This window comes from Adlercreutzia caecimuris B7 (assembly GCF_000403355.2).
GTDB classification, from domain to species: domain Bacteria; phylum Actinomycetota; class Coriobacteriia; order Coriobacteriales; family Eggerthellaceae; genus Adlercreutzia; species Adlercreutzia caecimuris.
In genome coordinates, this window is the sequence record NZ_KE159646.1 from 1,448,374 (window position 1) to 1,468,791 (window position 20,418).

The 20,418-nt window shown below is 64.2% G+C and carries 14 protein-coding genes and 1 riboswitch; of the genes, 4 read left to right on the plus strand and 10 right to left on the minus strand.

Going from position 1 to position 20,418, the window contains the following annotated elements; translation table 11 throughout:
* Window positions 1-126 precede the first annotated feature (126 nt).
* Complete coding sequence (locus C811_RS09775) at window positions 127-2,799, plus strand: DEAD/DEAH box helicase (RefSeq protein ID WP_016309406.1); 2,673 nt, start codon at window positions 127-129, stop codon at window positions 2,797-2,799.
* A gap of 76 nt (window positions 2,800-2,875) precedes the next feature.
* On the opposite strand, the gene C811_RS09780 is transcribed toward C811_RS09775, so the two are convergent.
* The 3 genes from C811_RS09780 to C811_RS09790 form a co-directional block, all read right to left on the minus strand.
* Window positions 2,876-3,547, minus strand: coding sequence for a SanA/YdcF family protein (locus C811_RS09780; RefSeq protein WP_016309407.1), 672 nt, complete (start codon window positions 3,545-3,547; stop codon window positions 2,876-2,878).
* Window positions 3,548-3,776: 229 nt separating this feature from the next.
* Window positions 3,777-4,385, minus strand: a complete 609-nt coding sequence (locus C811_RS09785; RefSeq protein ID WP_016309409.1) for an ATPase — start codon at window positions 4,383-4,385, stop codon at window positions 3,777-3,779.
* Entirely contained in the window at window positions 4,385-4,777 is a 393-nt protein-coding gene (locus tag C811_RS09790; protein ID WP_016309410.1) for a helix-turn-helix domain-containing protein, read from the minus strand. The genes C811_RS09785 and C811_RS09790 overlap by 1 nt, the downstream gene beginning before the upstream one ends.
* Window positions 4,778-5,058: 281 nt before the next feature.
* A riboswitch (glycine riboswitch) is annotated at window positions 5,059-5,177 on the plus strand.
* 63 nt (window positions 5,178-5,240) lie between these two features.
* On the opposite strand from C811_RS09790, the gene C811_RS09795 reads away from it, so the two are divergent.
* Window positions 5,241-6,716 carry an alanine/glycine:cation symporter family protein gene (locus tag C811_RS09795; protein WP_016309411.1) on the plus strand — a complete coding sequence of 492 codons (1,476 nt, stop codon included), beginning with the start codon at window positions 5,241-5,243 and terminating at the stop codon, window positions 6,714-6,716.
* 207 nt (window positions 6,717-6,923) lie between these two features.
* Here the strand turns inward: C811_RS09795 and C811_RS09800 are convergent, their stop codons facing one another.
* A complete protein-coding gene (locus tag C811_RS09800) occupies window positions 6,924-7,976 on the minus strand; it encodes a DUF3644 domain-containing protein (protein ID WP_016309412.1) in 1,053 nt (350 codons plus the stop codon).
* 92 nt (window positions 7,977-8,068) lie between these two features.
* Entirely contained in the window at window positions 8,069-11,485 is a 3,417-nt protein-coding gene (locus tag C811_RS09805) for a DEAD/DEAH box helicase (RefSeq protein ID WP_016309413.1), read from the minus strand.
* Window positions 11,486-11,757: 272 nt separating this feature from the next.
* Here C811_RS09805 and C811_RS09810 point away from each other — a divergent pair, with 272 nt between their 5' ends.
* On the plus strand, window positions 11,758-12,177 hold the full coding sequence (locus tag C811_RS09810) for a YgdI/YgdR family lipoprotein (protein WP_016309414.1): 420 nt from the start codon (window positions 11,758-11,760) through the stop codon (window positions 12,175-12,177).
* 68 nt (window positions 12,178-12,245) lie between these two features.
* On the opposite strand, the gene C811_RS09815 is transcribed toward C811_RS09810, so the two are convergent.
* The gene (locus C811_RS09815; protein WP_016309415.1) at window positions 12,246-13,091 is read right to left on the minus strand and encodes a PmeII family type II restriction endonuclease; all 846 of its coding nucleotides are present in this window, start codon (window positions 13,089-13,091) and stop codon (window positions 12,246-12,248) included.
* A 118-nt stretch (window positions 13,092-13,209) separates the two neighbouring features.
* Here C811_RS09815 and C811_RS09820 point away from each other — a divergent pair, with 118 nt between their 5' ends.
* Window positions 13,210-14,568, plus strand: a complete 1,359-nt coding sequence (locus tag C811_RS09820) for a DNA cytosine methyltransferase (RefSeq protein ID WP_016309416.1) — start codon at window positions 13,210-13,212, stop codon at window positions 14,566-14,568.
* Between the two features lie 50 nt (window positions 14,569-14,618).
* On the opposite strand, the gene C811_RS09825 is transcribed toward C811_RS09820, so the two are convergent.
* The 4 genes from C811_RS09825 to C811_RS09840 all read right to left on the minus strand — a co-directional run bounded on the left by C811_RS09825 (window position 14,619) and on the right by C811_RS09840 (window position 20,333).
* Window positions 14,619-16,403: an ABC transporter ATP-binding protein gene (locus C811_RS09825; RefSeq protein WP_016309417.1), complete on the minus strand. Its 1,785-nt coding sequence runs from the start codon at window positions 16,401-16,403 to the stop codon at window positions 14,619-14,621.
* A gap of 299 nt (window positions 16,404-16,702) precedes the next feature.
* Window positions 16,703-18,820: a HelD family protein gene (locus C811_RS09830; protein ID WP_016309418.1), complete on the minus strand. Its 2,118-nt coding sequence runs from the start codon at window positions 18,818-18,820 to the stop codon at window positions 16,703-16,705.
* Complete coding sequence (locus C811_RS09835) at window positions 18,813-19,232, minus strand: peptide deformylase (RefSeq protein ID WP_016309419.1); 420 nt, start codon at window positions 19,230-19,232, stop codon at window positions 18,813-18,815. The genes C811_RS09830 and C811_RS09835 overlap by 8 nt, the downstream gene beginning before the upstream one ends.
* Window positions 19,233-19,331: 99 nt before the next feature.
* Window positions 19,332-20,333: a hypothetical protein gene (locus tag C811_RS09840; protein WP_016309420.1), complete on the minus strand. Its 1,002-nt coding sequence runs from the start codon at window positions 20,331-20,333 to the stop codon at window positions 19,332-19,334.
* Window positions 20,334-20,418 lie beyond the last annotated feature (85 nt).

Consider the following 20,418-nt stretch of genomic DNA (forward strand, 5'->3'; position numbering starts at 1 on the left):
CTTCGTCTCTGAAAAAACAGCCCGCCTATAGTACACCACAAAAACCGCTGCCGATGCGTCATCTTCTTCACGCGGCCCTTACTTATAATAGATGGTGAGACATCGCCCCGTCAGAACGGACATTCTATGGACAACCCAGCCGAAAACCGCGTCGAGGAAGGCGCCTGCGAGACCTCCGACGACATCGCCGCCGAGGCTGCCGAGCGCGGCGCCTGCGCGGACGCCGACAACCCCGTCGCACCCATCGACCCCTTCGAGCCGGGTTCCCTCGGCTGGCTTCTGCCCTGGGCCGAAACGGGCGAGGGCGACGTGCTTTCCCCCGACGAGGCCCTGGAAGTGTTCCTAGAGTGGGTAGAGGCCCGGGGCATGGAGCTGTGGCCCCACCAGGAAGACGCGCTCATGGACCTGGCCGTGGGCGATTCGGTCATCCTGGGCACGCCCACCGGCTCGGGCAAGTCCATGGTGGCCCTGGGACTGTGCTTCATGGCCGTGGCCACGGGGCGCACTGCCTACTACACGGCCCCCATCAAGGCGCTCGTGTCCGAGAAGTTCTTCGACATGGTAGATGTGCTCGGCCGCGAGAACGTGGGCATGATCACGGGAGATTCCACCATCAACACCGAGGCGCCGGTCATCTGCTGTACGGCGGAGATCCTCGCGAACCAGGCTCTGCGCGAGGGCGCCGCGTCGAAGGTGACCTGCGTGGTGATGGACGAGTTCCACTTCTTCGCCGACCCCGACCGCGGCTGGGCCTGGCAGGTGCCGCTGCTCACCCTGACAAACGCACAGTTCCTGCTCATGAGCGCCACGCTCGGCGACGTGACCGACATCGCCGCCCTCGTGGAGGAGCGCACCGCACGCCCCGTCGACCTTGTCACCGACGCGCCGCGGCCCGTACCGCTGTCCTACGACTACACCTTGGAGACGCTCGAGGCCACCGTGGAGCTGGGCCTGCGCGCCGGCGAGGCGCCGATGTACATCGTGCACTTCTCCCAAGACGAGGCGCTGAAGAACGCCCGCGCGCTCGCGAGCTACGGCGTGGCCGACAAGGAACAGCGCGAGGCCGTGAAGGCGGCTATGAAGGGCACGAAGTTCACCACTCCCTTCGGCAAGATCCTCCAACGGCTTCTGGCCGCCGGCGTGGGCGTGCACCACGCGGGCATGCTGCCGCGCTACCGGCTGCTCGTGGAACGTCTGGCCCAGCAGGGGCTGCTGCCGGTCATCTGCGGCACCGACACGCTGGGCGTCGGCATCAACGTGCCCATCCACACGGTGGTGCTCACCCAGCTCACGAAATTTGACGGGCAGAAGATGCGCCGCCTGCGCTCGCGCGAGTTCCACCAGATCGTGGGCCGCGCGGGACGGTCGGGCTTCGACACCGAGGGCATGGTGGTGGCGCTCGCTCCCGAGCACGAGATCGAGAACCACAAGGCCCTGCTGAAAGCCGGCGACGACCCGAAGAAGCAGCGCCGCGTGAAGAAGAAGCAGCCGCCCGAGGGCTTCGTCAGCTGGAACAAGCAGACCTTCGAACACCTCATCGAAAAGCCGCCCGAGAAGCTGAACCCCCGCATGCGCATCACGCACTCCATGGTGCTGTCGGTGGTGAGCCGCGGGGGCGACGCCTGGGCCAACGTGCATCAGCTCATCGCCGATTCGGCCCAGTCCCCCGAGGAGAAGATCAAGCTGAACGCGCGGGCCGACGAGATCTTCCACACGCTGCTGGAGGCGGGCGTGGTGGTGCGCGGGGAAGACGCCGAGGGCAACCCCTCCTACGAGCTGACGGTGGAGCTGCCCGAGGACTTTGCGCTCGACCAGCCGCTCTCACCGTTTCTGCTGGCCGCGCTCGACCTGCTGGACCCGGAGAGCCCCGACTACGCCCTGGACGTCATCTCGCTTGTGGAGGCCACGCTGGAGAACCCCGCCAAGGTGCTGCGGGCCCAGGAGCGCAAGGCGCGCGACGCGGCCATGGCCGCCATGAAGGCCGACGGCGTGGAATACGAGGAGCGCCTGGAGCGCCTGGCCGAGATCACCTACCCAAAGCCCCTGGAAGAGCTGCTCGACCGCGCCTTCGAGCTGTACTGCCAGGGCGTGCCGTGGGCCCACGACTACGAGCTTTTGCCCAAGAGCGTGCTGCGCGACATGGTGGAGACGGCGAGCGACTTCAAGACCTACATCGGCCGCTACGGCATCGCGAAATCGGAGGGGACGCTGCTGCGCTACCTGTCGGATGCCTTCCGCGTGCTCGTGCGCACTCTGCCGCCCGACGTGTTGGATGACCGTCTGCGCGACATCATCGCGTGGCTCGGGTTCATGGTGCGCACCACCGACTCGTCGCTCGTGGACGCCTGGGAGAATGCCGGCGCACTGCCCGAGGCCGGCGCCCCGCCCGTGGCCGCCGATGCCGTGGTGGCCGACCGGCATGGCATGGAAGTCATGGTGCGCAATGCGCTCTTCGCCCGCGTGCGCCTGGCGGCCCTGGAGCGCACCCGCGAGCTGGGGAGCCTGGACGAGGACTGGGGGCACGGCGAGCGCGCCTGGGAGGCGGCTCTGGACGACTACTTCGCCGAGCACAGCGAGATCCGCTTCGATGGCGATGCGCGCAGCGCGGCCTACCTGGCCATCGACGAGAGCCCGGAGCAGGACGCGCACCTGTGGCACGTGCGCCAGATCTTCCTCGACGAGGACGGCGCCGGCGACTTCCGCATCGAAGCCGATGTGGATCTGGACGCCACCCAGGAGGAAGGCGAAGTCATCTTCAAAAACTACCGCGTGGGGTTTGTAGAGGATTTGGCGGGGTAAGGGCGTCTGCAACCGACGCGGAATGGAAACAGCAGCACTTCTGTTTTCACCGCAGAGAGACCGCTGGCGTTCTCCCTTATCCCTCAGTGACGCTCGCGCTGCCGGAAAGGGAGATGGGGTCGCCCAAGTAGGTCGGCGGAGGCTGCACGATCGCCGTAAGGAAATCCTTGACCCGAGCCAGGATCTCCCGCACTTCGCGTGTCTCCTGCCCGGCATAGGGGCGCAGGTCGGCCGACACTCCGTAGGCATCCAGCCCGAGCCGTTCCGCCACATAGAGAGCCCGGTACAAGTGGTATCTCTGGGAAACGATCACGATGCGCTTTGCCCCGAACACGTCCCGCGCCCGGTACATGCTCTCATAGGTGGAGAAGCCCGCGTGGTCCATGAACACGTCATCGGCCGGGACACCGGCTTCCACGGCGACGTTTCTCATGGTGTTCACCTCGTCGTAGTCGGAACGGCTGTGGTCGCCGCTCATCAAAAGCTTCGGCGACGCGCCCTTCTCGTAGAGAGCAACACCTTGAGCGATGCGGTCCGCCAGCATATCGCTCGGCTGTCCATCGGGCCTCACGCCGCAGCCCAGCACCACTATGCAATCGATGCCATCCAGCCTTGCCGTCTCGTCGGCGGTCACAATCCGCGACTCGGCAGAAGAACGCACATGGGCATCTATCGCGAAAACCGCCACCAGGCAAACAGCGGCGAGCGCCAGAACTCCCAGCCCAATTCGCTTCAGCCGTACGCCCATAGTCCATCCTCCTTTATCGACCAAAACGAATATACCGCGCTTAGTGATCAGATGAAACCGAGTTAAGGAAAAGATAAGCGGCGATTTCGCAGCAAGCTTACCTATGCACGAAAAGAAGCCAGGCGCTATCGACCACCATGCCGCTAAGCACGTCCAATCTCAACTTCTCGATCAGCTCCTCACGGCTGCTCACGCCAATCATCGGCAATGCCATGGGTCGCACCATCACCTACGTCCGCCAGATGGTTTCGTCACGAACGGCCTCCATGAGCCATGAGCCGTGCTTGGCGAGGTTTCCCACCCACGACAGAACGCCGCCCTCCCATCGGGCGAGCGCGACGAACTCCACGGTGTTGTCGTAGAGGGTCACCTCGTCGCACAGGTCGATGGCATGGGAGAGGTTGCGCAGCGAGGCAGCCCAGCGCCGACGCACGGCCGCCTCGTCAATAGGGTGACCTCCTACTGAGACCCGATGCTCGATGCGATCGATGGCCGCCTGGGCCGACGCAATGCCGATGTAGTAGAGCACCACGCGATAGCCCGCTTCGCGCGCGCGGCGGATGGTCTTCAGGCACGTGCGGCCCGTCAGCGTCGTCTCCTGGTTGAAGCTCTTGCGACCCTCAAGGCAGGCGTCGATGCGTCGAAGCGCCTCGCGGCCCGCCCGCATCTGATCGGCGTCCGACCGCGGATCGCCGCCCTCCTCGACGACGATCTCATCGGAGTTCACCCGCGCAAGCGAGCGAGGCATGCCCGGCTCCCTCCAGAACCCGGTACGGTAAAACGTCGACTTGCCCGCACCGTTCACCCCCGCGAACACGACGTAGAGCGGACGTGCCATCAGAACACGCCTTCCTTCACCAGCTGCGCCTGCCGTTGCTGGAGGAAGAAGTCGGACACAGCCATGTAGAAGGCCGCCTCCTCCTGGCTTTGAGCCTGTGCCATCATCGCAGCGGTGGGCACATGGCTGAAAAGGGCGCGGCATTCCCGGTAGAGCCCATGGGGGGCGCCCGCTTCCGTAGGCTCCCGATGGGCAGAGCCTCTCGCAAATCGACTGGCGGCCGACGGACGGCCAGCCCGGGGGTGAACCGCCACGCGCTCGAGCACGTCCTCCTCACGGAGCACCCACGCGCGGCCGCTCTTGCACGCAGGCAGCTGCCCCGCCTTGATAAGCGCCCTCACTCGTGCCGGACTTACCCCAAGCCGCTCCGCGCTTTCCGCCACTGACAGCATGGTTCTCCTTTCCTAAATCATTGCGTTATCGCAATAATAACACAGAGAGACGCCTCGCGTCTCCGCGACGGGGCGCCTCTCTCGGCAGGGGAAACGCAAGCAGGAGGCGAGGGTCTCGCCGACCCTGCGGCCGCCGCGGCGGGGTGCCTTTCGCGGGCTTTGCAGGCACGGCGCACAACGTTGACCAAAATAGTTGTTGATCGACGGTGCGTCAGGGTGTAGAGTGGCCGAGTCAATATTTCTGTGATGTCTTCGGGATGCCCGTGCGGCAAACCGGAGGCGGAGAAAACTCTGGAGAACTCTTAAGTGAGTGCCGAAGGTGCAAGGCCCCCGCGCAAGCGGGCAGCTTCGCGAAGCGGAGCAGGCCGAATCTCTCAGGCAAACGGACAGAGCGATGACGCGACCTCTTCGGCCGGCCACGCATAAGTTCCCCCGAGTTTTCTCGTGAGAAGAAGGGAACGCCGTGGAAGAGGCACTGCTTGGTATCGTTACCACCATCAACAACTATCTTTCCAACTACATCCTCATCATCCTGCTGCTCGGCATGGGCATTTGGTTCACCGTGCGCACCAAGGCCATCCAGTTCCGCTGCTTCGGCGAGGGCTGGCGCCGCGTGTTCGGCGACTTCAGCCTGCGCGGCGGCAACCAGGGCGGCGGCATGACCTCGTTCCAGGCCCTGTCCACCGCCATCGCGGCCCAGGTGGGCACCGGCAACATCGTGGGCGCGTGCGGCGCCATCATCGTGGGCGGCCCGGGCGCCATCTTCTGGATGTGGATCATCGCCCTGCTGGGCATGGCCACCAACTACGCCGAGGCCGTCATGGCGCAGAAGACCCGCGTCGTGGGCGAGGACGGCACCGTGCACGGCGGCCCGGTGTACTACATCACCACGGCCTTCAAGGGCGGTCTGGGCAAGTTCCTCGCCGGGTTCTTCGCCGTGGCCATCATTCTGGCGCTCGGCTTCATGGGCTGCATGGTGCAGTCCAACTCCATCGCCGAGACCATGAACACCGCCTTCGGCATTCCCACCTGGGTCATCGGCCTGGCCGTGGTCATTCTGGCCGGCATCGTGTTCATCGGCGGCGTGTCCCGTTTGGCCGCCGTCACCGAGAAGATCGTGCCCATCATGGCCATCCTCTACGTGCTCGGCTCGCTTATCGTGCTCATCATGAACGCGGCGAACATCCCGGCCACCTTCGCGCTCATCTTCGAGTGCGCCTTCAACCCCGCCGCCACCGTGGGCGGCGCCACCTTCGGCATCATCGCCGCCATCAGCCAGGGCGCCAAGCGCGGCCTGTTCTCCAACGAGGCCGGCATGGGCTCCACCCCGCACGCCCACGCGCTGGCCGAGGTGCGCGACCCCCACGAGCAGGGCGTTGTGGCCATGATCGGCGTGTTCGTGGATACCATCGTGGTGGTCACCATGACCGCGCTCGTGGTGCTGTCCACCCTGTACGTGGGCGACGGAATGCTCGCCACCGGCGACTACGCGAGCCTCACCGCCGAGACTATCACCAAGACCAACATCGCCCAGCTGGCCTTCGGGCAGTTCTTCGGCGAGGGCGCAGGCGCCTGGTTCGTGGCCATCTGCCTTTTGTTCTTCGCCTTCTCCACCATTCTGTCGTGGAACCTGTTCGCGAAGCTGAACGTGGAGTGGCTCTTCGGAAAGCGCGCCGTGCTGCCCTTCACCGTGATCGCGCTCGTGTTCATCTTCCTGGGCTCACTTTTGTCCAACGACCTGGTATGGGAGATGGCCGATATGTTCAACCAGCTCATGGTCATTCCCAACGCCATCGCGCTGTTCGCCCTATCGGGCGCGGTGCTGGCCATCGCCAACGCCAAGCATGACAAACGCGCCCTGGATGTGGCCGAGGAGAAGCTCGCAGACAAGGAGCGCGCCGCCATGAACGCCATGGTGGAGAAGGACGAGCGGAAGTAGGCCGTTCAGTCGTCATGGCAGACTCACGTGTATACCACTCATGAGTCTGCCATTTTCATTTTGTGTCAACTCTATTAAATATAGGAACATTTGTTTCCATATTGACATTGCCGCAAAATGACGCACCTGCTATAATCTATTTCACCAAAGCCGACTTGAGTGGATACAAGCTGGGTTCCCGAATGGGAGTAGGCATAGGTTGTATGCTTAGAATTCCTTTGCTCCTGGGGTCGGCTTTGGTCGTTTCGCAACTTCTTTCTTCAGGCGATCGATGACGCCTTCCGGATTCTCTCGTATCTTATCCCAAATCAAATCCACCGCTTGCTGCGAATAAATGAAAGAAGAGGCCTCCCCTTCCAGCGAGTTATCGTAAGAGTATCGGCTATCGGTTTTCATTCCATAGAATGAAGTAAACAGTCCGAACATATAGAGGTTGAAGGGGCGACGATTCTTTGTGCGGGCGCGCGTATCCGAGCCATCCTGCATCAGAACAACGTTCGACTTCGCCAGACGCTCGCAAATAGCCTTTACCACTCCACTCGGGCGATAGGGATATTTGTTCTTAACTTCAACAGGTGTCTTGATGATCGCCACGGGCACATCACCGCTCTCGGCAATGCGAAAAGTATGGTCGGCATCGCCTTTCTTCGTACTTCTCAACTCAGTTACATAGGTGCAGCTGAATTTTCTGTTATCGAGTTCATCAGCTGTGGTAAGGATGCCCTCGCGTTTTTCCAACATCTTCTCAAGAACAATGGGGTCGTAGCGGGCGCGGCACTCATCTTCATCCACTGCAGATTTGCGAACAGACAAAACAAGATAGTTCTCCGGAATGAGGTCGCTCACCTCGATACCTAAGAGCCTTCTTGCCTGACGATCGAAATTTTCAACGGAGGCTTGCAGAATGGGCCCGTAGAAACTTTCGTATTCAGGAACAATGAAATGAGCGCTGGTATTTCGCACATCGATGAGCTTGTCCATATTCCTGCGAAGAGGATCTTTGCTGTTCGTAAACACTTTTTTGAGGCAATCCTCTAGGGAAAGAGTACGCGTATTTCCAGGATAATAGATCTCCCCAATTCCATACCGCTCAATAATATGAGCTTTAAGCATGAGCTCCCATGCGTTGCAGAGGAAGAAAGAGCAGCCTTCTACATGGTACTGAATAGTAGGGCGATTATAGAGCTCGATGGCGAGCAAGAAAGCCTCCTGAGCCTTTCGTATAAGTCGATCGTACGTCTGTCGCTCCTGGTCGTTCATATCGCCCCCACTTCCATATCCCCTGATAATGACGAAGCATCATAGCACGCGCGAAGAATCGCGCTCTTGGACCCGTCGAAAACTAATACTTTTTACTCTTCCCCCAAAAGCTCGGCCAGACGGTCGCGGGTGAGGCCTTCCAGGGCGTCGACACCGGTGGCGGCCACTACGGAGTCCGCCAGGTCGCGCTTAGCCTCTTGCAGCGCCACGATGCGCTCCTCGATGGTACCCTTGGCCACCACCTTGTACACATCCACCTCGCGCTCCTGCCCGATGCGGTGGGCCCGGTCGGTGGCCTGATCGGTAGCAGCGGCGTTCCACCACGGGTCGGCGTGCACCACCACCGAGGCGCCCGTGAGGTTGAGCCCCGTGCCGCCGGCTTTCAGCGATACGAGGAACACCGGCGTGTCATCCTCGTTGAAACGCTTCACCCGTTCCACCCGCTCGCGCTTGGGCGTGGCGCCGGTGATGGTGAAATGCGCCAGCCCCCGCCGGTCAAGCTCGTCGGCCAGCACCGAAAGATAGCTCGTGAACTGAGAGAACACGAGCACCTTGCGATCGGCCTCCTGAGCCTCGGCCACCAGCTCCATGATGGCGCCGAGCTTCTCGGCGCCGCCCCGGTAGTTCTCGAACACGAGGGCCGGGTCCAGCGCGATCTGCCGCAGGCGCGTGAGTTCGGCAAGCACCTCCACCGAGCTCTTCTCGACCTCGGCCAGGTGCCCGCGCCGGTTCGCCCGCGAGGCGTTCTGGCGCTTCTGGGCGTTCAAGTCCTCGCGCAGCCGCTGCTCGGCCCCGTCGTAGAGGCGCCGTTGCTCGTCGCTTAGGGGCACGTAGCGCACCATCTCAGTCTTCGCCGGCAGGTCGGTGAGCACGTCGGCCTTCCGCCGGCGCAGCAGAAACGGCTCCACGAGCGCCCGAAGGCGGGCGGCCGCCTCCTCGTCTTCCCCTAAGATGCCCAGCTCGTAGCGCTCGCGGAAGCGCTCGTAGCTGCCGAGGAGCCCTGGCATGAGGAAGTCGAAGATGCTCCACAGCTCCGAGAGGCGGTTCTCGATGGGCGTGCCCGTCAGCGCGAAGCGCAGCGGGGCGCGCAGGCGCTTCACCGCGCGGGTGGTCTTGGTGGCGTGGTTCTTGATGCGCTGGGCCTCGTCGAGCACCACCATACCCCAGCCGACCGGCTGCAAGAAGGGCCCGTCGATGCGCACGCGGTCGTAGGAGGCCACGATGACAGCGGGAACCTCGCCCGCGGGAGCACCGTCACCGGCTGCCCGTGCACCGCGCCCGATCACGCGCCCCTCCCCCTCCGCAGCCGCCCGGGCCACGAGCATCTCGCGCTGGGTGCGCGTGCCCTCCAGGGCCGCCACGGGCACAGCAGGCGCGAAGCGGGCGAACTCGTCCAGCCAGTTGAACACGAGGGAGGCGGGGCAGGCGATGAGCACCGGCGCTTCCAGCCGCCCCGCGTCCCGCAGGCTCTGCACGAGCGCGATGGTCTGGAGCGTCTTGCCGAGGCCCATCTCGTCGGCGAGGATGCCGCCGAAGCCGAGGGAGGCAAGCCGCGCGAGCCAGCGGAAGCCCTCCAGCTGGTAGGGACGCAGCGTGGCGGTCAGGCCCGCAGGGGGCTCCACGGGACAGCCCGGCTCCTCCACCCGGCGCAGGTAGTCCTCGAAGGTCGCATCGCGCACCGCGTCGGCGTATTCCCGATCGAGGTAGAACGCCTGGTAGGTGGGAATCTGCGCCGAGCCGTTCAGAAGATCGTCGGCCGACACGCCCAGATCGCGCATCATCTCGCCGAGATGCGCCACATCGCCCTCGGCAAGCGCCACAATGCGCCCGTCGCTCATGCGGTGGAAGCGCTTGCGGCGGCGCAGCGAGGAGAACATCGCCGCCAGCTCATCGCGAGACACGTCGCTGTCGCGCACGTCCATCTGGATGAGGTTCGCGACCAGCGAAAGACCCAGCTGCACCCGCGGCGGCCGCTCTGCCACGAGCCGATCGAAGGCCGGAGTGGTGAACACCTCGCCCGCAGCGCGAAACTGCGCAAGGCCCCCGTAGAGCAGCTCGCCGGCCAGGTCGGCCTGGCGCAGCGGCAGCGTCATAGAGCCGTCGAAGAACTGGGCGGCCAGCATGATGCCGGCATCCTCCAGCGCCTGATCGCGGAAGGGCTGCTGCGAGGCGGGGCGCAGCTCGGGCTCCTCGCCCGAGTCGGCGGGGCTGGCCAGCACCACCTCGCGCTCGCCGTAGAACGCCTTCACCGTCAGGCGTATGAGCGCCGCCTCCTTCTTCCCGGTCTTATCGAAGTAGAAGGCAAGGGTGCCGGCCACCGGGCGCAGAGCCTCCCACCCCTCGGGCAGGCGCACGTCCACCGCCGCCTCCAGCACCGGCAGCGCCCGACGGCAGAACGCCGCCCCGTCGCCCTCGGCCACGAAGGCCGCGCCTCCGTCGGCAAGGCCCGCCTCCCGCAGAAACGCGAAGGCTGCCGCCGCGGCGCCCTCCACCCGCGCGGCCACGCCGTCGGCGAGCACGTAGGCCCGCTCCAAGCCCCGCACCACCAGCGCGGATTCGGACAGGTGCAGGTCGTAGCCGCCATCGGCAGCATCGAACAGAAGGGCCGTAAGCGGTGCGTCGGCGGCCACACGCCACGGTTCAGGCGCAACGTCGGCGCTCGCCTCGGCGCTGCCGGCGCGACGCGCAAACGTGAAGGATCCCTCGCCGAGGGCGTCCAGCAGGGCCACTACCTCCGCCTCGCGCACCCGTGCCTCGCGCTTGCCGGTGCCGGCGGTGCGGAAGGCCGAGCCCCCGAACAGGCGCTCATCGGGAAAGAGCCCGGCCACCACCCGGGCCACGGCCCGGGACGGCTCGTCGAAGGCCTCCAGGCGATGGGCGAAGGCGAGCTTCTTGCCATAGGCGTGGAACTCACCGCTCTGCACGTGGTGGGCGAAAGCCTCGATGTCGCGCACCTGGTAGGTTCCGCGCGCGCCGCCCACCGTCAGATGCAGCGACCAGAGGCGCCCGTCGTAGACGAGCTGAACATCCAGGCGCACGCTGCCGGGCGTCACGCCCAAGGCCGGCCCTTCCGCATCGCGCGAGACGAGAGCGGCCGCGCTATTCGCGCTCCCCTTTCCCTCTGCCAACAGCCGGCCGAGGGCCTCGCTCGTGCGCCGTGCCATCGGAGCCGCCGTTCTCGCCGCACCTTCCTCGAAGCTGCGCGGTTGGGCAAAGTAGGAGGTCACCAAGGCCACGCAGTGCTTGCACAAGCCGTCGAAGCGGGCGATGGCCGGGCAGGTGCACTCGTAGTCGACGATGCGCGACTCGTAGTCGCCGAACATCACCGAGGCGTCGAAGTAGTCGGCAATGCCCGAGGCCGAGGCCACGCGGGCGGATATCACCGTCACATCCTCGTCGCGACGCACGGTGCGCCCCGCGATTGACTTCGCGCTGGCGGCAATGCCCACGCCCCGCGACACGGCACGCGGATCGGCGTAATCGGCCAGCTTGATGCCTCCGACGCCCACGACGCCCTCCTTCCCACAACGAATTGCGAACACTTGAGGTTACCACAACAACGCCATGCGCGAAGAGCGCAGGCGATCTCCCGCAAAAACGGAAGGGAAATCGACACCGCCAGGTCACATCTCCGCGCACCCGCGAGCCCCACGACCGCCCGAAATGCCACGCCCAGCCGCGTCGTGTGCGAAAATACGGTCGCGCGGATGATGGGTACCGCGCCCGTCATGCTAGAATTCTCCCGCAATCCCATCGCACCCCGAGAATCGAGGAGACACCCATGCGCCGCATTCTTCTGGCCCTCTGCCTCGCCGTCAGCCTGGCCGCCCTGGCCGGCTGCTCGTCGAACCATCCCATCACCAAGGCCGGCGAGGCCTGTGCCTCCTGCCACAGCGACGGGCGAGCCGCCGTAGAAGGGGAGGCCGTCGACGCGGCGCTGGCCGATGCGACGGAGACGGGCCTTACCTTTACCGTGGGGAGCGGTGCCGACAAGGTGTACCTGTGCACGGTGGCCGTCGCCGACGGCGGCACCATCGTGCCCGCCCAGATGCGCGCGCTCACCGCCGACGAGCTCGGCGCCGTCACCGTGAGCGAGCCGGGCGTCTACGCCCTCTGCACCGGCGAGATCTCCAGCCCCTCCTCGATCACCCTCGTCAACGCCACCGAATCCGGCCCCACCGATGCCGTCGTGAAGCTGTAAGCGACTCCGAACTTCACCCACAAAGCGGGAAAGTTCGGAGCCGGACAATCAGCAGCAACCCGGCTTTTTCAGCCGATAAGATGTTTCAGGACAAGCACGGAATTCATCGAGTCATCAAGATTATGTTCTTGCAGAGCACGCCGCATCTCCTCCTGCAAGCGATCAATGCACTCCTGGCGCGCCATCCGCACGTCACCGTTGTTGATGCGCGACACGTCCGACACGAGGCCCTTCTCGGAATCGAATCCAGTGAGCCATTGCCAGAAAGCCGCCCCCGTCAGATAGCGATATTGAAAGCCCGCAATGTCCTGATTGGCAAGATCGCGTTCGGAAGGCTCGTATGTGAGCACTTTATCGGTGGCATTCTTGTCGCGCAAAACGCAGAACGCAGCTCGAATCGGCTGGCTGCTCGCTCTCCGGAAGCGGCGTTGCGCCTCACATTTATCTTTCAGTTCGCGCAATTCTTGCGGAAAAGACGAGGAGTTCGTCGTGTTCTTCTGGGACTTCAGCTCGCATACGTAAAGCGCACCGTCGCGAACAGTCATCATATCCCCCGTGTCGAGTGTGTCAGACGATATGGCACTGACAATTGCCTGCCAGGTCGTGCCAATAACCGTCTCCTCGCTTGAGCTCTCGCAAGCGCGAAACGCCTCCGCGACGAACTCCTCGGCATTCTGCACACCGCGCGCCGCGAACATGATGATGTCTTTGGCGAGCAGCTTCTTTAAGTTGAGCTTCTTGGGATCGCGATAGTAGGCAATCCTGTTCTCCACGAATGCGTCAAGGTACTCGTAGGCTATGGCACGCTTATTCTCGATGTCAGTCAGTCCCTCTTCGGGCAAATCTACAAAATCGACTTCGAGACTGCGCTCGTCCGAAAATATCACCCGAGGCTCATCGCCGGAACCACCCATACAAACCCACCTTCCTCGCTGCTTCGCTACCATCGCCATACTACTGGAACATTTTCGAGTCGTCCCATGCAAACTTGTATAAAATGGTCTTAAAAATTTTCCGACCAGAAAGATAGCCATGACCAGCAGCCAACCAGATGCGCTTATCTCCGCCGAGGAAGCCGCCGATATCCTCGGCGTGACCAAGCAAACAATATCACGGCTCATCCGCGAGAGCAGAATTCCCGCGCAAAAGGTGGGAAACAAGTGGGTGCTCTACGCGGAGGATATCGCGGAATACCTCGACGCGAACAACCTTATCCCCGAACCGAAGGACCACGGGAGGCGCTCCGAAGAGGCGACCCCCGTCGTGGCACTAAGCTTCTTCTCCGGTGCTCTAGGCCTTGACCTGGGTATGGAAGCAGCGGGGATCGCACCTCTGCTCTATTGCGAGAACGACCGGAAATGCCGCATGACCATCGAGGCCTGCCGTCCCGATACGGCCCTTGCGGGCGACATCAACTCCTATACCTCCTCCGAGCTGCTTGCCCTCGCGGGCCTTGCGCCAGGCGCCCACGTCGATGTCATGTTCGGAGGGCCACCCTGCCAGGCCTTCAGCACCGCCGGTGCGCGGCGCGCCTTCGATGACGCTCGGGGCAACGTGTTCCTGAAGTACCTCGAGCTGGCAGCGGAAATACGCCCCACCTATATCGTCATCGAAAATGTGCGGGGACTTCTCTCCACCCCCTATCCCACTTGCAAGGACGGCGACCCAGTCAAGGGCGGGGCACTGCGCCTAATTCTCAAGCATCTTGAAGAGGCAGGATACGCGGTGAGTTTCAATCTGTACAACGCCGCTAATTTCGGTGCGCCGCAAATTCGCGAGCGCGTGGTGCTCATCGGAAAGCTCGGAGGCAAAAAGGTTCCCTACCTCACGCCCACCCACGCGGCCGATGGCACGCATGACCTTCCCGCCTGGCGCACGTTCCGTCAGGCAGTAGAGGGCCTCGATCCCGAGGCGTCAACTCACACCGATTTCCCCCCGAAGCGCCTCAAGTACTTCGAGATGCTCAAAGAGGGCCAATACTGGAAACATTTGCCTCTCCCGATGCAGCGAGAGGCTATGGGGAAAGCCTACGAGCTTTCTGGGGGGAAAACGGGCTTCTACCGGCGTATCTGGTTCGATCGCCCCTGCCCAACTCTTGTCACGTCGCCCACGATGCCGGCGACCGATCTGTGCCATCCCACGGATAACCGGCCGCTTTCCGTCGAGGAGTACATGCGCGTGCAGGGCTTCCCCGATGACTGGCGCATTTGCGGAGACATCTCTGACCGCTACCGTCAGATCGGCAACGCCGTCCCCGTGGCACTAGGCCATGCGATCGGCCGCGCAATCGTTGACGATATGCAGGGAATCCCCTTCGATCGCCGTTTCGATGGCTTCAAATACTCCCGCTACCGCTGTACGAGCGATCAAACCTGGTGCATGCCCCAATAGCGAAACGGAGAATCGCGCCCGGGCCCCACTACTGTAGGAAAACCGCCTCCCTACTCTTCCCCGTAGGCGCCGGTTTGGCGGTTCCAGAGGCGGGCGTAGTCGCCGCCCTTGGCCACGAGCTCGGCATGGGGGCCGTCCTCGGCGATCCTGCCGTGGGAGAGCACCACAATGCGGTCGAGGCTCGCCACCGTTGACAGCCGGTGCGCCACCACGATGCAGGTGCGCCCCTCCATCAGGTTGGACAGAGCCTCTTGCACGGCCGCCTCGCTCTCAGAATCGAGCGCGCTCGTGGCCTCGTCCAGCACGAGGATGGGGCAATCGGCCAGCATGGCGCGGGCGATGGCGATGCGCTGGCGCTGGCCGCCCGAGAGCTTGATGCCGCGCTCGCCGGTGATGGTGTCGAACCCCTGGGGCAGCGCCTCGATGAACTCGAGCGCGTTAGCGGCACGGGCCGCCTCGCGAATCTCGTCCATGGTGGCATCGGGCCGTCCGTAGGCGATGTTCTCGGCAATGGAGCGGTGGAACAGCAGCGCCTCCTGGGGCACGTAGGCGATCTGCCGGCGCAGGCTCGTCTGGGTCACATCGGCCACGTTCTGGCCGTCCACCAGAATCTCGCCCTCCTGGATGTCGGCCAGCCGCAGCAAGAGCTTCGTGAGCGTGGTTTTCCCCGCGCCGCTCATACCTACGAGCCCCACGCGCTGGCCGGCGGGAATGGACAGGTTGAAGTCGTTGAACACCTGGGTTTTCACATCGCCGTCGGTGTACCAGAAATTGATGCCCTTAAAGTCGATGTCGCCAAGCTCCACGGAAAGCGGACGCGCTCCGGGCTTGTCAGCCACCAGCCGCGGCTCGTCGAGCACGGCCGTCATGCCGGAGGCGTCGCCGAAGGCCTGGTTGATGCGCTGCAGGCCCGTGTTGATGAAGTTGAACTGGTTGGTGACGGTGTTCGTATAGGTGAACATGAGGATGACCGTGCCCGGCGTGATGCCGAACCACGCGTTGCCGCCCGAGATGAACACGGTGACCACGCTCATGATGATGACGGTGATGGCCGCCGTAGTGACGCCGCGAGCGAGCGAGGCCCGCATGCGCTTGGAGTCGCGGGCCACCACCTCGCGGTTCGCCGTGTCGAACAGCCCCCGCTCGTAGTCCTCGCGCCCGTAGGTCTTCACGGCCAGGATGTTCGTGACCGCGTCCGACAGTTCGCCCGACAGCTGGTTCTGGGCACTGGCGGCCTTCTCGTTCAGGTGCAGGATGCGCTTGTACATGAGGTAGCTCACCATCGCGTACACCGCGAGCATGGCCATGAGCACGCCCGCGTAGACCGGCACGACCGGCAGCAAGATGATGCAGGTGAACGTAATGGAACACAGGATGGGCAGAAACGGGAAGTTCATCGTCTGCAGAAGTTGGGTGTAACCGGCCATGAACTTCGAGGTCTGGCTTACGAGCGTGCCCCCGAAGCGATTGGAATGGAACGACAGCGACTGGTTGCACAAGCAGTCGAAGGCCGTGGTGGCCAAGTCGTAGTTCACGGCGATCTGCAGCTTCCACAACGTGTAGTCCTGCAGCTTGCTGCAAGCCTGGCCGGCGAAGTTGATGGCGATGAGCGCCGCGATATAGGGCCCGAACACGGTGAACACCTCGTCGGCGGCCACCGGCGCCGCGCTGATGCGGTCCACGATGAGGCTCATCACGTAGGGGTTGCCGTAGGTGAGGAACCCGCAAAACCCGATCGTGGAAGCCACCAGCGCCACGAACAGCCCCAAATGCCGCCGCGTAGCCAGCCAGTAGTAATGCAAACTCCGCATCGTCAACGATTGTTTCTTCGCCATACTTCCTCTTCTCATGATCGCGACTTCCCTCAGTCGGAGCCGCCGGGTATTCCGATTCGCTCGGACAGTCCTCGCTTTGTGAAACAGGACGTTTAGTCCTGTTTCAGTCGCTGTGGAACTCGCTCGGTCGGAACACCCGCCGTCTCCTCTACGCTCAACCTTGGCCGAGCAGGCGGGGGACAGGGGGCGTGCCTCCACGCGCAGTTCCGCAGCGAACGGAAATGCCCGGTGGGCATTTCCGCCGAGCGAGGACTGTCTGAGCATGGAGGTATGCCCCCTGTCCCCCGCCGGACAGAACCCTAAAGCTTCAAAAGTTCCGTGAGCTCGCCGTTGGCGAGGATGGTGACGTGGCGGGTGGCGCGGCTGATGGTGGTGTATAGGCGCCGCCGGGCCAAGTCGCTGGCGGGAAACACCTGCGGCGAGGCGTCGGGGACGATGACGCGGTCGAACTCCAGCCCCTTCGCCAACTTGAGCGGCAGCACCACCACGCCGCCATCGGGCAGGCTGTCGCGCTCGCCGAGCACCACAGCGGCCTCTCCCAGCACCTTTGCCACCCGCCGTGCCTCGCTCTTGTAGGGCACGATGACGGCCGTCAGCGTATCGGCGCTGGCCGCCTCATCGGCCACACGCCGCAGCTCGGCGGCCCAGGCCTCTCCGTCCGAGGCCACGACGATCTCCGGCGGGACGGCCTCCCGCTGCACCGAGGACACCTCCACCGCCTCGTCCGGCGGCAGCAGCGATGCGAACAGATCGGTGATGGCCGGGGTGGAGCGATAGCTCGTCATGAGACGGCACTCGTCCACCGATCCGCGCTCGGCTTCGAACACGGCGCGGATCTCGCCCCAGCCGGCCGTGCCCTCGGCGATGGCCTGGTTCGGGTCGCCCAAAAGCAGGAAGTTCGCCCGGCGGAAATAGCGGGCCATCACGGCCAGCTGACCTTCGGAATAGTCCTGCACCTCGTCGATCATCACGTACTTCGCATCGGGGTCGCCCATACCCGTGAGCGCCATCTTCAGATACACCCATTCCACCGAGGTGAGCCCGTCGCAGCCCAGAAGGCGACGGGCGATCTCGTCGATATCGAGCCAGTCCATGGCACGCACCTGCTGAATGCCGGACGCATATTTCTCGCGTACGTAGGTGAGGGCGAGCGCACGAGCCTCCTCCTCGCTTTGCGGGTCGAAGGTCTCGCCGAACAGCCGCAGCTGCTCCTCGATGGAAAGCTCGGAAATCTCGTCGTGGGTGTCCTCGGCCGCCGCGATGCTCGCGAGCCGGCTCTGCAGACGCGCCTCCAGCTCCTCGTTCATGAGCGTCACGCGGTGCGGGCCGGCAGGCAAATGATCGAACTTCGCCGCCACCTTCGCCACAGCATCGCCGCCGACAAGGCGCGTGCCGGCCGCCGTGATGTCGCGGAAGTCCGAACGCTCGAAGGCGAAGTGCGCCAGGGCCGCGTCGATGGCGCGCAGGCGCTCGTAGGAGACGTTGCCCTCCCCCGCCCCGCGACCCGCGGGTAGAAGCGGCGCCAAGAACTCGGCCCAGGTGAGGATCTCGGGGTTGCGCTCGCCCAGATCGGGCAGCACGCGGTCGATGTAACGGCCGAACACCGGATTCGGCGAGATGAGGAACACCTGGGCAGGATCGAGCGTGCCGCGATGCTGGTAGAACAGATACGCGATGCGCTGCATGAGTACCGAGGTCTTTCCCGAGCCGGCCACGCCCGCCACCTGGAGCACCGGCACGTCGGCATGGCGCACGACGGTGTTCTGCTCCTTCTGGATGGTGGCCGTGATGGCCTGCATGTGGGCGGAGCGGCCCCGGGAAAGCGAGGCTAAAAGCAGCTTGTCCTCGATGGCCACGTCGGAATCGAAGTAGCCGAGCAGCTGGTCGCGATCGATCTCGAACTGGCGGCGTAGCAGCAGGTCGGCGTGGATGACGCGCCCGTCGGCCACGTACGACGTCGGCCCCATGGCCTGATTGTAGTACACCTCGGCCACGGGGCTGCGCCAGTCCACCACCAGGCGACGGTAGTTCTCGTCCGAGATGCCGGCTGAGCCGATATAGAGCTCCTTGGCTGGCGCGCCCTCCTTGAATCGCAGGGCGATCTTCGCGAAGTAGGGTTCGCGCAGAAGCACCTCCACAGCGCGCAGGCGCTCGGCCTGCACGGAGTTGGCCATGTCGTGGGCCTCGATGATGTTGTTCATGGCCACGATGTCGGCGTGGGTCTCCAGAATGTCGTCCCAGGTGGCGAAGTTCACGGCCAACTCCTCGGCCATGGACTTCTTGTCCTCGGCCGCCTGAGCCGCCACAGCCTCCATAGCCGCCACCGCATCGCGACCGATCTTCTCCAGCTTTCCGTAGGTCTCCGTTAAGTGCGCCTGCTCGGTGGTAAATTCGGGATCGGACGCGGCGCTAGACAAGGATGCCCTCGCAGTGGTCGATCATGTGCTGCACGGCCTGGGCGGCGTTACCCTCGAGCTTCTTCTTGGCCGGCACGAGCTTGCCGTCCTGGAAGCGGTCGTAGCTCACGCGAATCCAGTCGTAGCGCTGCACCGCCGTGGGCTCCTCGCGGGAGAGGCACGCCTCCACCGCCGTGTAGGGCTTCAGCTTCTGGGTCACTTTCGGGTTGAACATGACCACCGGGCGCCCCGCCTCGTTCAGGTAGGCGACGATGCACTTCGTCTCGCCGATCTGGTTGGCGGCCAGGCACACGGCCTCGTCGCTGGCGAGCAGCGTCTCCACCAGGTCGGTACCGATGGAGGCGTCCTCGGCCGTGGCCGGCTCGCAGGGCTTCGACAGAATGTCCTCGTCGGTGATGATCTCTTTAATCACAGGGGCTCCTTTGCGTCGGCGACGGCTCGGACCGCCGCGTCTTCCGGAAAAATGCGACTATCGAGTATAGCACTGCCGTCGCCAGTCGCGCGCGGCGCACTAGCCTTCCATATCCAGCGCGTACACCGCGCCGGCGCCGTAGAGCTTCCCGAAGATGTACTTGTTGCTGGCCGATTCGTCGGACACATACACACGACCCTCGAACGATTCGATGCCCTCGGCCATGGGCGGCGCCTCCACGTCCTCGGCCAAGCTGCGACCGTCCAGGCAGTACAGCGGCACCTCCTCGCCGTCGGCGGCAAACGTGCCCTCGGCGGCCAGCTCGGTCATATCGTAGGCAAGCAGATGCGAGGTGGCAAGCCCATAGGACTGCGACAGCACGAGCCGTCCCGCGCCGGCCGTACACACCCCCTGGATCATGCCGGGAATGGAATAGACGCGCTCGGCCACCGGGGCCACCCCGAAGGGCGCGCCCCCGTCGAGGGCGTAGGCGTACATGATCGCCGGGTTCTCGGTGCCGTCGGCGGTAAGGATATGGTGCTCGTCGGGCGTCTCGTAGTCGCCGGGGTAGTAGAACTCGCCGACAAGAAAGGTGTCGCCCTCGATGTTCATGAAGGCCGGCGAGAAGTCGAGTTCCACCTTGGCCAGGGCGCCCAGCACCTGCCCGTCGGCCGCGCTGGCCACCTCTTCCGCATCCAGCACGAGGTAGCCGCCCTCGCAGGCCAGATAGGCATACCGGTCGGTGCTCGTGATAGCCGAGCCATGGCCCGCATAGACATCGCCATCGGGCAGAGCCACCGTAAGGCGCGCCACCGCGCCGTCGGCATCGCGCCGGTAGAGCGGCGAGGGGGAATGGTCGGCCATATAGCCGCTGAACAGCCACGCGTCGGTTGTCTCAAGGTGGTCGAGATCCTGGCAGACGAAGCCCGCGTTCACCCCCGGAATGTCGAAGACACGCTCGGCCTGGTCGTAGAAAGGCCCGAAGGCCACGCGCACGTTGATGTTCAGCGCCACCACGGCCGCCACCGCGAGAGCCAGGGCGATGCCGAGCGCCCACGCGACGATTCTCAAGGGATGCCTCTTCTTGGCCGCTGCCTCCATAGGGAATGCTCCTTCCGCCTGCGCCCGCCTGCCCGAACGCGCCTCGCTGCCGGGAAAAGCATAGGGCAGTCCCACGCTCTGCCGG